This window comes from Rhodoferax sp., from assembly GCF_018780565.1.
Classification (GTDB): Bacteria; Pseudomonadota; Gammaproteobacteria; order Burkholderiales; family Burkholderiaceae_C; genus Rhodoferax.
This window is the reverse complement of sequence record NZ_JADMJN010000002.1, coordinates 496,530-508,261: the sequence shown is the minus strand read 5'-3', so window position 1 is coordinate 508,261 and position 11,732 is coordinate 496,530. Positions and strand designations below refer to the sequence as shown.

At 56.9% G+C, this 11,732-nt stretch carries 14 protein-coding genes and 1 tRNA gene; 12 read left to right on the top strand and 3 right to left on the bottom strand.

Features of this window, described 5'->3' with window-relative positions:
• Positions 1–222 precede the first annotated feature (222 nt).
• The 9 genes from IV109_RS02885 to IV109_RS02845 all read left to right on the top strand — a co-directional run bounded on the left by IV109_RS02885 (position 223) and on the right by IV109_RS02845 (position 5,862).
• Complete coding sequence (locus IV109_RS02885) at positions 223–1,542, top strand: integrase family protein (protein ID WP_296691790.1); 1,320 nt, start codon at positions 223–225, stop codon at positions 1,540–1,542.
• Positions 1,543–1,793: 251 nt separating this feature from the next.
• Positions 1,794–2,012, top strand: a complete 219-nt coding sequence (locus tag IV109_RS02880; protein WP_296691786.1) for a helix-turn-helix transcriptional regulator — start codon at positions 1,794–1,796, stop codon at positions 2,010–2,012.
• An 82-nt stretch (positions 2,013–2,094) separates the two neighbouring features.
• Complete coding sequence (locus tag IV109_RS02875) at positions 2,095–2,619, top strand: hypothetical protein (protein WP_296691783.1); 525 nt, start codon at positions 2,095–2,097, stop codon at positions 2,617–2,619.
• Between the two features lie 243 nt (positions 2,620–2,862).
• Positions 2,863–3,123 (top strand): hypothetical protein, encoded by a 261-nt coding sequence (locus tag IV109_RS02870; protein WP_296691779.1) that lies wholly within the window; start codon positions 2,863–2,865, stop codon positions 3,121–3,123.
• Positions 3,124–3,280: 157 nt separating this feature from the next.
• Positions 3,281–3,565, top strand: a complete 285-nt coding sequence (locus tag IV109_RS02865) for a hypothetical protein (RefSeq protein ID WP_296691776.1) — start codon at positions 3,281–3,283, stop codon at positions 3,563–3,565.
• Positions 3,558–4,025 carry a CHC2 zinc finger domain-containing protein gene (locus IV109_RS02860; protein WP_296691774.1) on the top strand — a complete coding sequence of 156 codons (468 nt, stop codon included), beginning with the start codon at positions 3,558–3,560 and terminating at the stop codon, positions 4,023–4,025. The genes IV109_RS02865 and IV109_RS02860 overlap by 8 nt, the downstream gene beginning before the upstream one ends.
• Positions 4,026–4,065: 40 nt before the next feature.
• Positions 4,066–5,217, top strand: a complete 1,152-nt coding sequence (locus IV109_RS02855) for an AAA family ATPase (protein ID WP_296692500.1) — start codon at positions 4,066–4,068, stop codon at positions 5,215–5,217.
• Entirely contained in the window at positions 5,214–5,636 is a 423-nt protein-coding gene (locus IV109_RS02850) for a DUF5681 domain-containing protein (RefSeq protein ID WP_296691771.1), read from the top strand. The genes IV109_RS02855 and IV109_RS02850 overlap by 4 nt, the downstream gene beginning before the upstream one ends.
• On the top strand, positions 5,623–5,862 hold the full coding sequence (locus IV109_RS02845) for a hypothetical protein (RefSeq protein ID WP_296691769.1): 240 nt from the start codon (positions 5,623–5,625) through the stop codon (positions 5,860–5,862). Before IV109_RS02850 ends, IV109_RS02845 begins: the two co-directional genes overlap by 14 nt.
• Before the next feature lie 205 nt (positions 5,863–6,067).
• On the opposite strand, the gene IV109_RS02840 is transcribed toward IV109_RS02845, so the two are convergent.
• Both IV109_RS02840 and hrcA read right to left on the bottom strand, forming a co-directional pair.
• A tRNA-Ile gene (locus IV109_RS02840) sits at positions 6,068–6,144 on the bottom strand.
• 24 nt (positions 6,145–6,168) lie between these two features.
• The gene (hrcA, locus tag IV109_RS02835; protein ID WP_296691767.1) at positions 6,169–7,173 is read right to left on the bottom strand and encodes a heat-inducible transcriptional repressor HrcA; all 1,005 of its coding nucleotides are present in this window, start codon (positions 7,171–7,173) and stop codon (positions 6,169–6,171) included.
• A 28-nt stretch (positions 7,174–7,201) separates the two neighbouring features.
• Between hrcA and IV109_RS02830 the strand changes: the two genes are divergently transcribed.
• Genes IV109_RS02830 through rapZ form a run of 3 tightly spaced genes read left to right on the top strand, consistent with a single transcriptional unit; the run spans position 7,202 to position 10,645 of the window.
• Positions 7,202–8,098, top strand: a complete 897-nt coding sequence (locus IV109_RS02830; RefSeq protein ID WP_296691764.1) for an NAD kinase — start codon at positions 7,202–7,204, stop codon at positions 8,096–8,098.
• Positions 8,099–8,100: 2 nt separating this feature from the next.
• A complete protein-coding gene (gene recN, locus IV109_RS02825) occupies positions 8,101–9,750 on the top strand; it encodes a DNA repair protein RecN (protein WP_296691762.1) in 1,650 nt (549 codons plus the stop codon).
• 4 nt (positions 9,751–9,754) lie between these two features.
• Entirely contained in the window at positions 9,755–10,645 is an 891-nt protein-coding gene (gene rapZ, locus IV109_RS02820) for an RNase adapter RapZ (protein ID WP_296691759.1), read from the top strand.
• A 20-nt stretch (positions 10,646–10,665) separates the two neighbouring features.
• On the opposite strand, the gene mutY is transcribed toward rapZ, so the two are convergent.
• On the bottom strand, positions 10,666–11,709 hold the full coding sequence (gene mutY, locus IV109_RS02815) for an A/G-specific adenine glycosylase (protein WP_296691756.1): 1,044 nt from the start codon (positions 11,707–11,709) through the stop codon (positions 10,666–10,668).
• Positions 11,710–11,732: the final 23 nt, after the last annotated feature.

Genomic DNA, 11,732 nt, shown 5'->3' with positions numbered 1-11,732 from the left:
TACAAGTCACATACTGGATAAGCAAGCAGTCACCTCGTTGATTGATATTCGCTTAAATAGCCCAATTCGGGCGGTATGGCGCAGGTATGGACTGATTGATGTACCAACACAGGGCATTTCATGGCAAGACCGAAAACGACCCCACTGACCGCCGACGAGCTAAAGCATCCCCATGAATTGACCGCGCCGCTAATTGGCGACAGGTTCACTTGCCCTGCTGGAATGTCCAAAGCCTTCCTAAAAGACAAAGAAGGCAATGGCCTAAAGGTGCGAGTTACGGCCAATGGTGCAAAGGCGTTCGTATATGAGGCGAAGATTAACGGCAAGGTGTTCAGCAAGACGCTGGGACGTTTCCCACTGATGCCGATTCCCGAGGCGCAAGCCAAAGCACGCGAATTGGCAACAACGGTAAAAACCAAGAAGCAAGACCCGAGAGAATTGGAGCGCCAGCAACAGGAAGCCACCGCTGTTGCGAATGCCGCTGCTGCTGCGCTGGTGGAGGCCGACAAAATAGAAGCCGCAGCCCAAGCCGCCTTGACCGTCGTTAATTCAATAACCGTGGGCGAGGTGTGGGCCCTGTACGTGGAAGAACGCCGCCCACATTGGGGTGGCCTGCACTACCGTGACCACATCCGCAAGGCTGCGCCCGGTGGTGAACCGTTCAAGCGTGGCACTGGCACCACCGTGGAGGGGCCGCTGTTCGCATTGATGGCAATACCTCTGCGCGACCTGACAGCCGCAACCGTGGAGGCATGGGCCGCTAAGGAAGCCAAGATCCGCCAAACATCCGCGAGACTTGCATGGCGTATGTTGAAGGTGTTTCTAGGATGGTGCGAAGAACAAATCAACCCAGTTACAGGGGAACATGTTTATGCAGCCCTGCTGCCACTGAAGAACCCAGCCAAGACCAAAAAGAGCCGCGAGCATTTGGGCAAGGCTGGCACTAAGTCGGACGCACTACAGCGTGAGCAATTGGGCGTTTGGTTTGAGGCTGTACAGAAGATTGGTAATCCCGTGACCGCCGCCTACTTGCAAACCCTGCTACTCACTGGCGCAAGGCCGGGTGAAATCATTGGAGTTCGTTGGGAGGATATGAACACCCAATGGAAGGGTTTAACCATACGCGACAAAGTGGAGGGAACCCGCGTTATTCCGCTGACACAATACGTTTCCAGCCTACTAGCCGCCCTGCCCCGCCGCAATGAGTTGGTGTTTTCCAGTCCTTCCAGCGATACAGGGCACATCACAGAGCCAAACCATGCCCACACCACCGCGTGTACTGTGGCTGGCATTGATGGCATGACCCTGCATGGCCTGCGCCGCTCATTCAAAAGCCTGACCGAATGGCTAGAGATACCTGCAGGCGTGGTTGCACAACTCATGGGGCACAAACCCAGCGCAACCGCCGAAAAGCACTACACCGTGCGCCCGCTTGACCTGCTGCGCGTTCACCATGAAAAGATTGAAGCGTGGATTTTGGAGCAGGCAAAGATTACGTTCGATGCCAAGGCCACGCCCGGTGCGCTGCGCGTGGTGTCGTAATCCCCTTGTGGATAACTTTTATGTTTTCCGCAATCTGTCGGACGCCTATTTTTTAGGCACCAAGGCCAGCAAGCGCAACCCGTTGATTTACTTGAATATTCCCTTATTGAGGAAGAAAACCATCCACATTGGCTACTTTATACAACGGGCGTTATGTTAATAATGGGTACGTTTATGAATTTATTTTACCCAATAGGGGAAACGTGCGATACACTCAATCGCAATATTAAACACTTCAAACCTTCCCCACTATGACACCCGAACAATTCACCGCCGCGCTAGATAAGCTGGGCTGGAAGCAATCAGACTTTTGCCGAAAAACTGGTGTTACTAAGAACACGCCTTCGCGCTGGGTGAATGGTGAGACACCGATTCAGGCATGGGTGCCTGCTTACCTTGGGGCAATGCAAGACCTTGCAGACCTGCATGCCAAATACGTTGCGCCAGCTAAGGGCGACACCGACACCTGAGCGGTTCTCAGGCAATAGTCGGGGCTAGCAAGTGGTGACACACAAGCCAGCCCCTAACCACAATCAAAACAGGAGTTTGAAAATGGCTGACGTGAATGTAAATCAATCGGCGCGCACCACCCCAACTTATTGGGAGGCAGTGAATGCGATTGGTGGCGTATCCGACCTGGTGATATCGATAACCCCAAGGGCACACACAGAATACCGTGGAACCGCTGCACAGCTAATAGCTGAAGGCCTTATCCCTGACGGGTTCAAGTGGCCTGTTGGATCAGGACGCCTCTACTATAAGTTGGGAGAATTTACGTTCTGGCTGGGTCGCCGCCGTCCTGAAGGACACAAAGGCCCAATGTGTTCATGGATGGATGGTGATTATTGGTTTGTGCGGCGCGGACTAACATCTCAAGAATGGGGTGGCTATCAGGCCGCCGACATTTACGAAAAACAACAAGAGCTCGCCTTCGTTCTGTATCGCGGCAGCCCCCAATTTAACTTCCTGTTCAACCGAGCCTATAAAGCGCGCTCGGACGATAAGTACATGGCCTTTAGAAACCGACTGACGGGAGAGCCAAAGCCCGGACGGGGCCGCCCCAGCAGGTCTAACTGAAGCGCATAGTTTTGCCTCTGCCTAGTTTGTGACTAATTCCCGCTGACTAATAGTCCTGAAACTGAACTCAAAAACACCCGCCTATCGCGGGTTTTTCTTTGCCTAAAAACAACGCGAAAGATAACCCTTTACCAATTCTTATCATGGGCACCAACCAATCAACGAAGTGATTCGCCATTGGTGCCTTTTGGTCAATTCGGGCTGAAAGGTTTGTAAACGTCGAAGACGCTACAGGAGGCTTAAATGCTGACTACGACCCAGGCTGTAAACCACAGCCAAGAAACCCGCCGCGCGGCAACTGCCCCGCAATCGTTCCCGCCGCTGGAACTTGAAACCCGCCCAACTGTGGGAACTGCTGCGGCTGCCTACTACCTGCACAAGCAACAGCAAACCATGCGAATTTACGCCTGTCGAGAAAACGGGCCAATTCGACCTATTCGCGTAGGCGCACACCTCCACTGGAAAACTGATGACATTCGCCAATTGCTGGGCGTTTCGCTGTAATGGCCGCCACAAAAGGCAACGGGCTCGATCTCGCCAAAGATCGGCCCGCCAAGATTCCCAATATATACGCTACATATTTTATAGCAATCTACACAAACTTCAAAAGCAAGTTGTTCCGCGTGGCGTCATGGATGGCAGTTGCCGTAAGGGGGTTGTCATGAGCAGCACCAGTTACGACAAGATTCTGCGAACAGTGGACTTCGTCCCAGTCACCAAAGTGTTTGCTGATCATTCCCGTGATTGCAAACTCGACAGGCTAGGTGAACAACTTACGAGTTTCAAGCGCCTTGAGGCAGACGCAAAGAGGAAAGGCGTCAACGTCTACCCGCTTGGAATTGACGATTTCTTGATCGTTACCTATGACGGTCTGACGCACAGAGCAGCCGACATGCGAGCCGCGTCGATCTTTGTTCGTCGATTGGGAGGCATCCATCATGGGTAATTTCATTAAGGAGCAATTGCCCGACCCCGTGAGCTTTTACGAGTCCGTGGGGCTTGTCTTGCAACCCGGTAAGAAATGGAGGACTACACGCTGTGAGTTTCATGGCAGTAGCGATTCCATGCGCGTCAATTCCGATTCTGGCGCGTTTGTCTGCATGGCTGGTTGTGGTGCCAAGGGTGGCGACGTACTGGCCTATCACATGGCATCCAACGGCGTTGGCTTTGTGGAAGCAGCAAAGGCGCTAGGGGCTTACCGTGATGACGGCAAACCACATCAAGGCTCTGCGAAGCCTTCACCTGTGCCCGCTAGAGCATTGCTGGAAGTCGCGGCATTGGAGTTGACCATTTGCACGATGGTGCTGGCCGACGCCATGAATGGATTTATCAACGACGGCGACTTTGATCGATTTCGTGAAGCTACTGGCCGTGTGATCTATATCTCTGAGGTGGCAAATGCGTAGCGCGACCATTGAACAGGCTACGTCGCAGATTGACCGCAGCATGGCGGCGCAAGTTGAGGCGCGATCTAAATCGGCCCGCGATGGTGTTGTCCTACTGTGTGGCTCTGACCTGAAACCGGAGCCGGTGCAGTGGCTCTGGCATGAATGGCTGGCTAAGGGAAAGCTTCACCTATTGGCAGGAGCGCCCGGACAGGGAAAGACGACCATTGCTATCGCCTTCGCCGCAACCATCACCAGTGGCGGGCGATGGCCTGACGGCTCTAGGTGTGAGCGCGGCAATGTGCTGGTATGGAGTGGCGAGGACGACCCAGCCGATACGCTGCTACCGCGCCTCATGGCTGCTGGTGGTGACAGGAGCCGCGTCTATTTCGTGGAGAGCACCCGTATAGCTGGCGAGCTTCTATCGTTCGATCCAGCCCGCGATATGAAGGCATTGCAGGCGGCGGCGGAAAGGATCGGTGACGTCCGACTAATCATCGTTGACCCCATCGTCAGTGCTGTGACCGGTGACAGTCACAAGAACACGGAGACACGCCGGGCACTGCAACCACTGGTTGACCTAGCCGCCAGCATGAATGCCGCGCTCGTTGGCATCACGCACTTTTCCAAAGGCGGGCAAGGTGGCGACCCATCGCAGCGGGTTATGGGCTCTGTAGCGTTTACTGCGGTGGCGCGGGTTGTGCTGGTCGCGGCCAAAGTGAAGGGAGAGGATGGCAACGACGACCGCCGCATATTGGCGCGCAGCAAATCCAATATTGGCCCGGACGATGGCGGCTATGAGTACAACCTGGAGCAAGGCGAGCCACTGCCGGGCATCCATGCCAGCTATGTGACTTGGGGCGCGTCAGTTGCTGGATCTGCGCGGGAGCTACTGAGCGACCCCAACGAAGGCCAAGACGATAGCAAATCAGCTATTGATTCTGCGACCGAGTTTCTGCGCGAGGTGCTCAAGGACGGCCTAACACCGTGCAAGACCATTCAAGCGGAAGGCAAGGACGCGGGTATTAGTTGGGCATCCATTCGCCGGGCTGCTGATTCAAGCTCAGTGGTGAAGCGCAAAGGTGCCAGTGGCTGGTATTGGAAGCTGAACGACCGAGAGTTATCTATTCAACATGCTCAAGAAGCTCAACATGCTCAACCTTTAAAAGATGAGCACCTTGAGCACCTTGAAATTGCAGGAGGTTTGCAATGACTGAAAAAAGACGTATTGGGCGCTGGAAAGCTGGCGAATCGGGTAATCCAACGGGGAAAACGCCCGGAAGCGGCGCACTCCAAAAGCTGCGCGCAACCATTGCCGCCGATGTGCCCGAGATTCTGGCCGGGCTGGTGATAGCTGCCAAAGGTGGGGACGTCCAAGCCGCCCGCATCATTCTGGACCGAGTACTGCCGCCCGTGAAGGCCATAGAGCAGGCCGTTCGGCTTGAGTTTTTCGATGGTGACACCTTGACCGCAAAAGCCAGCGCCGTGCTCTCTGCGGCCGCATCTGGTGACGTTGCACCAGGACAAGCCGCCCAACTGATAGCCGCACTGGGATCGCTGGCGAAGCTTTCCGAAGTTGACGACCTAGCCGCAAGGATCACCACACTGGAGGCCAAACATGGCAACACTTGAAAAACGCATCGCAACACTGGAGCAGGCCAGCCCCAGCAACATGGGGCCGATATTCATTCACTTTGTCGGACTAGACACCAAAGACAGCGAGATTCAACGCATTGAAAAAGGCTATCAAGAGTGGCAGCGCCAGCCGGACGAATCAGCGCAAGACCTGAAAGACCGTGCGATCCGAGAGACACCGCCGCCAAAGTCAGGATGTAGCAACGTGTTTCTTTGCTTCTGATTCACCCGCTAAACAGCGACCACCGACGAACCCAGCCTAGCCTGCTGGGTTTTCTTACGTTTTGGGCTGGTGTATTGAGTACAAACCCACGTACCAAAAAAAGCACGGCGCAGGTATGACCACAAAAACAACATCAAAACCCCAAAAACAGAAAAGACCGCTATCAATTAAGTAGCAGGCTTTCTATATCTGACGAGGTCTGAAATGGTGGGCCGTCACAGACTTGAACTGTGGACCAAAGGATTATGAGTCCTCTGCTCTAACCAACTGAGCTAACGGCCCGAACCAGCCGGTGATTGTACCGGGCTACTTGTGGTGGCTCAGGGCGTTGCTGACCAATTTGGATGTGATGTCCACAATCTGGATCATGCGGTCATAGGCCATGCGGGTTGGACCAATGACACCCAAAGTGCCCACCACCTGGCCATCTACCTCGTACGGCGAGCTAACGATGGACAGGTCCTCAAACGGCACGACCTGGCTTTCTCCACCAATGAAAATGCGCACGCCTTCTGCCTGACCAGCCACATCCAGCAGGCGCATGAGCTGGGCTTTTTGCTCAAACAGCTCAAAAGCGCGCCGCAGGTGACCCATATCGCTTGAAAAATCGGTCACAGCCAGCAGATTGCGCTCACCGGAAATCACCACATCGCCCTGGGTCTCGGCAATGGCTTCGGAACTGACAGCCACAGCCGCTTGCATGAGACTGGCGATTTCCGAGCGCAGGGACTCCACCTCGTTCTTCAGGCGTTCGCGCACCTGCTCGATAGCCAGGCCGACATAATTGCTGTTGAGGTAGTTGGCCGCCTCAACCAGTTGCGCCTGCGAATAATCGACTTCCGTGAAGATGACGCGGTTTTGCACATCTCCTTCGGGGGTGACAATGATGACCAACAGGCGTCGTTCAGAGAGTCGCAAAAACTCGATGTGACGAAACACAGAGGAGCGGCGCGGCGCAATCACCACGCCGACAAACTGCGACAAACTGGAAAGCAGATTGGCCGCGTTGGAAATCACTTTTTGCGGCTGGTCCGGTGCCAGGCTGTGGCTCGCGAATTGTCCCTGCTGAACGGTCAGCATGGTGTCGACAAACAGGCGGTAGCCGCGTGCCGTGGGGATGCGCCCCGCAGAGGTATGCGGACTGACGATCAACCCCAGCGCTTCCAGATCCGACATGACGTTACGGATCGTGGCTGGCGACAACTCCAGCCCCGAGGCTTTGGACAAGGTGCGCGAGCCCACCGGCTGTCCATCGGCAATATAGCGCTCGACCAGCGCTTTCAATAACAACTTGGCACGATCATCCAGCATGAAGTCATTTTAGTGATGTAATTTGCCGATGAAATCAAAATTTCGGCATGTCGCACTTATTGGCAAGTACCAGACGGTGGCATCTGGTGCTTCCGGCGCGTCTTCCCGCAACGCGCTGGAAAGCATTGCCCATTTTTTACATGCCCAGGGCTGTGAAGTGGTGTTTGAGCATGACACGGCACTCAACATGGGTATTTCCGGCTACCCGGTGCTCAATGTCGCAGGCATTGGAGCGCAATGTGACTTGGGCCTGGTGGTTGGCGGCGACGGCACCATGCTGGGCATTGGCCGCCAGTTGGCGCACTTTGGTGTGCCGCTGATTGGCATCAACCAGGGGCGCCTGGGCTTCATCACCGACATTCCGTTTGACAGTTTCACCTCCACGCTGGCGCCCATGCTGCGCGGCGAATACGAAGAAGACCACCGCAGCCTGATGCACGCCAAGGTCATGCGCGATGGGCACTGCGTGTTTGATGCGCTGGCCATGAATGACGTGGTGGTCAACCGCGGCGCCACCTCGGGCATGGTCGAGCTTCGGGTCGAAGTCGACGGCCATTTCGTGGCCAACCAGCGTGCCGACGGACTGATTATTGCCACCCCCACGGGCTCTACGGCCTATGCGCTGTCAGCTGGCGGGCCGCTTCTGCACCCTTCCATTCCCGGCTGGGTGCTCGTGCCCATTGCCCCGCACACCTTGTCAAACAGGCCGATTGTTCTCGCCAATGTTGCCGAAATTGCTATAAAAATAGTAGCTGGCCGCGACGCCAGCGCCAGTTTCGACATGCAGTCGCTGGCCTCGCTGCTTCACGGTGACCGTATCGTGGTGACGCGTTCAAAACACCATGTCCGCTTTCTCCATCCCAAGGGCTGGTCCTACTTTGATACGCTGCGGCAAAAATTGCACTGGAATGAAGGAGTAGCCTGACCGTGAGCTTGAAACGTATAGTCCTGCGCGACTTCGTCATCGTGAGCGAACTTGAGCTCGACCTGTCTACGGGCTTCACCGTTCTGACGGGCGAAACTGGTGCCGGCAAATCCATACTGATTGACGCGCTGCAACTGGTTACCGGTGGTCGGGCAGATGTGGGGGTGATCCGCGAAGGCACCCAGCGCGCGGATGTCAGCGCCGAGTTCGACGCGACGCCTGCATTGGCGACGTGGTTGGACGCAGCCGGCTTTGATGCGGGCGACAGCCTGCTGCTGCGACGCACGGTCGACACGCAGGGCAAGAGCCGCGCCTGGATCAACGGCAGCCCGGCCACGGCCACCCAATTGCGTGAGATCGGCGAACAACTGCTGGACATCCATGGCCAGCACGCGTGGCAGAGCTTGACGCGTGCGGATGCGATCCGCGGTCTGCTGGACGCCTATGCCCGTATCTCACCTGCAACCTTGGCACTGCTGTGGGAGCGGTGGCGGCAAGCTCAGAATGATCTGGCCGAGGCCCAAACCGCACAGGAGTCACTGCAACGCGAGCGCGAGCGCCTGAACTGGCAAATTGGCGAGCTTGAAAAACTTGCCCCGCAGCCTGACGAGTGGGGGACGCTGAGCACCGAACATGGACGCCTCGCCAATGCGCAAGCCCTTCTGGACGCAGCGCAAGGCGCCATCCAGACGCTTGACGACGATGAGCGTGGTGCACTGGGCTCGCTGCACAGCGCCTGTCAGGCGCTACAACAACAAGAGCATCTGGAGCCCTATTTTCAGGGGTTGACCGAGGTTTTGGCCTCCAGTCTGGCACAGGTGGAGGACACCGTGCACTCCCTGCGCATCTACTTGCGCAAAACAGAACTGGACCCGCAGCGTTTGACTGAACTCGATGAACGCATGGCCCTGTGGCTGTCGCTGGCACGGCGCTACAAACGTGCGCCAGAAGATTTACCCATATTGCTGGCGTCCTGGCATCAGGAACTGGAAAGGCTCAATGCAGCAGCCGATCTGGCAGGCTTGACCATGGCCGAGAAGGCCACGCATGAGGCCTATCTGCAGGAAGCCAAGCTGATCTCCAAGGCACGCGCCAAAGCGGCACCCCAGCTGTCACAGGCCATTACCCAGGCCATGCAAGGCCTGGGCATGCAAGGAGGCCAATTCGAGGTGGCGCTTCAAAAAGCCGCACAACCCATGCAAAGCGGACTGGAAGAGGTCAGCTTTCTCGTCGCGGGGCATGCGGGCAGCACCCCCAGACCGGTCAACAAAGTGGCCTCGGGCGGTGAGTTGTCCCGCATGGCACTGGCCGTGGCTGTGACCACCAGCCAGCTCGGCACAGCTCAGACCCTGATTTTTGACGAAGTCGATGCGGGCGTAGGCGGTGCCGTGGCCGAAACAGTGGGGCGCCTGATGAAGCAATTGGGCGTGGACCGGCAGGTACTCGCGGTCACCCACCTACCCCAAGTCGCCGCCTGCGCCGATCACCATCTGGTGGTCAGCAAGCAGATGCAAGGCCACAGCACACTGAGCTCAGTTACCACGGCGCTGGGTGAACAGCGCGTGGCCGAAGTGGCCCGCATGCTGGGTGGCGAACGTTTGTCCGGCACCACGTTGGCCCACGCCAAGGAAATGCTGCAGGCGCGGGAGTGAGCAAATGAAAAATGACCCCCTCGATTTGCAGATTGTGTTGATCACCGGCATGTCGGGCTCCGGCAAGTCGGTGGCGCTACACGCATTGGAGGACGCCGGTTTTTTCTGTGTTGACAACCTCCCCCCGGAACTGCTTCTGGACTTTGTGGAGCTTGAAAAAAAGCACAAAGCGAGTCGCGTCGCCATTGCGATGGACATTCGCAGTGCCAAGTCTTTGCCCCTGGTTCCCGAGCAGTTGGCTGCCCTGCGCCAGCAAAATGTTGAAATCAAATCCCTGTTTCTGGATGCCACGACTGGAACGCTGGTTCGTCGCTATTCCGAAACCAGGCGCAAGCATCCGCTGTCCCAGCTTGATTCCGAACACTCTGCCGTCGACATGCGGCGTGCTTTGGTCGACGCCATCGAACTGGAGCGCGAACTGCTGGCAGATTTGCGTGAACAGGCGCATGTCATTGACACCAGCATTATTCGTCCTTCCCAATTGCAGGGCTACGTCAAGTCCCTGATTTCAACACCGGGTGGTCAGCTGACACTGGTGTTCGAATCGTTTGCCTTCAAGCGTGGCGTGCCGGGCGACGCGGACTATGTATTCGATGTGCGCATGCTGCCCAATCCGCATTACGAGCCGGAGCTGCGCCATTTGACGGGACGGGACGAGCCCGTGGCCAAATTTCTGAAAGAGCAGCCCGATGTCACGCAGATGCTGGAACACATTCAGGATTTTCTGGAACACTGGCTGGATATGCTGGCGCGGGATCATCGCAGCTATGTCACCGTGGCGATTGGCTGCACCGGGGGCCAGCACCGCTCGGTCTACCTGGTGGAGCAGTTGGTAAAGCTGTTTGAAGACAAGTGGGTCACACTGAAACGCCACCGGGAAATTGAAGCCATCTGAAAGGCCTCGCGTCGAGGTATCTAGTCGGAACCCCTTGCGACCTCAGCCAGAAGCTTCCTGACCGGTGCGGGCAAGCCCAGGCGAAGCCATTCGTCAGGGCTCATCCAGGCGCCATCGATATCCTGCTTCGCGCCCGTTGGTATTTGCACTTTCACGGGATGCAGATAAAGGTCCTTGTGCGTCAGGACATGGGTGAAAGCCGGTACGTCCTCCAAGTGCTTGCGGTAGCGCGTTGTCACAGCAGCTTCGAGTGCCTCACGGCTGTCAAACAGGGGGAGGCAATAGAGCCCAGCCCACACACCGGGGGTCGGCCGCTTGTCAAGCCACACCGAGCCATCGCGGGCCTGAGCCCACAGCAGCCAAATTGACTGCGCGCTGCGCTTGATCTTGCGCGTTTTCACGGGGTAGCGCTCGGGCAGCTCCTGCCCAAACGCCACACAAAGCTCGGCGACCGGACAGGCGCCGCAGGCAGGCTTCCGGGCCGTGCACACGGTTGCGCCCAGATCCATGACGCCCTGTGTGTAGCGTGGCATCGCACGCTGCAAGTCGCGTGCGGGCAACACCCGCGAGGCTTCATCCCATAACCATCGCTCATTGGCAGCGACTGACAAATCTGCATCAAAACCCAGAACGCGTGTCAGTACCCGCTTGACGTTGCCATCCAGAATGGCCACTCGTTCACCAAAGCACAGCGAGGCCACCGCAGCGGCCGTAGAACGCCCGATACCTGGTAAGGTTTGAAGCAATTGCGCAGTCTGGGGAAATGCACCGCCGTGCAATCGCACAACGTCCAGCGCACAGGCATGCAGATTGCGAGCACGGCTGTAGTAGCCCAGGCCGCTCCACAAACCCAGAACATCGTCAAGCGGTGCCGCGGCCAGCGATGCCACGTCGGGAAAACGAGCCAGAAAGCGGGGAAAATAGTCCAGGACAGTTGCCACCTGGGTCTGCTGCAGCATGATTTCAGACAGCCAGACGCGGTAAGGATCCCGCGTGTTCTGCCAAGGCAGATCATTGCGGCCGAAAGCTTGCTGCCATCGCACGATGCGAGCAGCAAGGTCCACCTCGACCGCCAAATTCCTGCTTG

What these genes read in the sequence shown, in the direction of transcription:
- IV109_RS02870 (WP_296691779.1), top strand. Translation starts at nt 2,863, where the DNA reads ATGCTGACTACGACCCAGGCTGTAAACCACAGCCAAGAAACCCGCCGC.
- IV109_RS02880 (WP_296691786.1), top strand. Translation starts at nt 1,794, where the DNA reads ATGACACCCGAACAATTCACCGCCGCGCTAGATAAGCTGGGCTGGAAG.
- IV109_RS02830 (WP_296691764.1), top strand. Translation starts at nt 7,202, where the DNA reads ATGAAATCAAAATTTCGGCATGTCGCACTTATTGGCAAGTACCAGACG.
- hrcA (WP_296691767.1), bottom strand. Translation starts at nt 7,173, where the DNA reads ATGCTGGATGATCGTGCCAAGTTGTTATTGAAAGCGCTGGTCGAGCGC.
- IV109_RS02885 (WP_296691790.1), top strand. Translation starts at nt 223, where the DNA reads ATGTCCAAAGCCTTCCTAAAAGACAAAGAAGGCAATGGCCTAAAGGTG.
- IV109_RS02845 (WP_296691769.1), top strand. Translation starts at nt 5,623, where the DNA reads ATGGCAACACTTGAAAAACGCATCGCAACACTGGAGCAGGCCAGCCCC.
- IV109_RS02855 (WP_296692500.1), top strand. Translation starts at nt 4,066, where the DNA reads ATGGCGGCGCAAGTTGAGGCGCGATCTAAATCGGCCCGCGATGGTGTT.
- rapZ (WP_296691759.1), top strand. Translation starts at nt 9,755, where the DNA reads ATGAAAAATGACCCCCTCGATTTGCAGATTGTGTTGATCACCGGCATG.
- IV109_RS02850 (WP_296691771.1), top strand. Translation starts at nt 5,214, where the DNA reads ATGACTGAAAAAAGACGTATTGGGCGCTGGAAAGCTGGCGAATCGGGT.
- IV109_RS02860 (WP_296691774.1), top strand. Translation starts at nt 3,558, where the DNA reads ATGGGTAATTTCATTAAGGAGCAATTGCCCGACCCCGTGAGCTTTTAC.
- IV109_RS02865 (WP_296691776.1), top strand. Translation starts at nt 3,281, where the DNA reads ATGAGCAGCACCAGTTACGACAAGATTCTGCGAACAGTGGACTTCGTC.
- IV109_RS02875 (WP_296691783.1), top strand. Translation starts at nt 2,095, where the DNA reads ATGGCTGACGTGAATGTAAATCAATCGGCGCGCACCACCCCAACTTAT.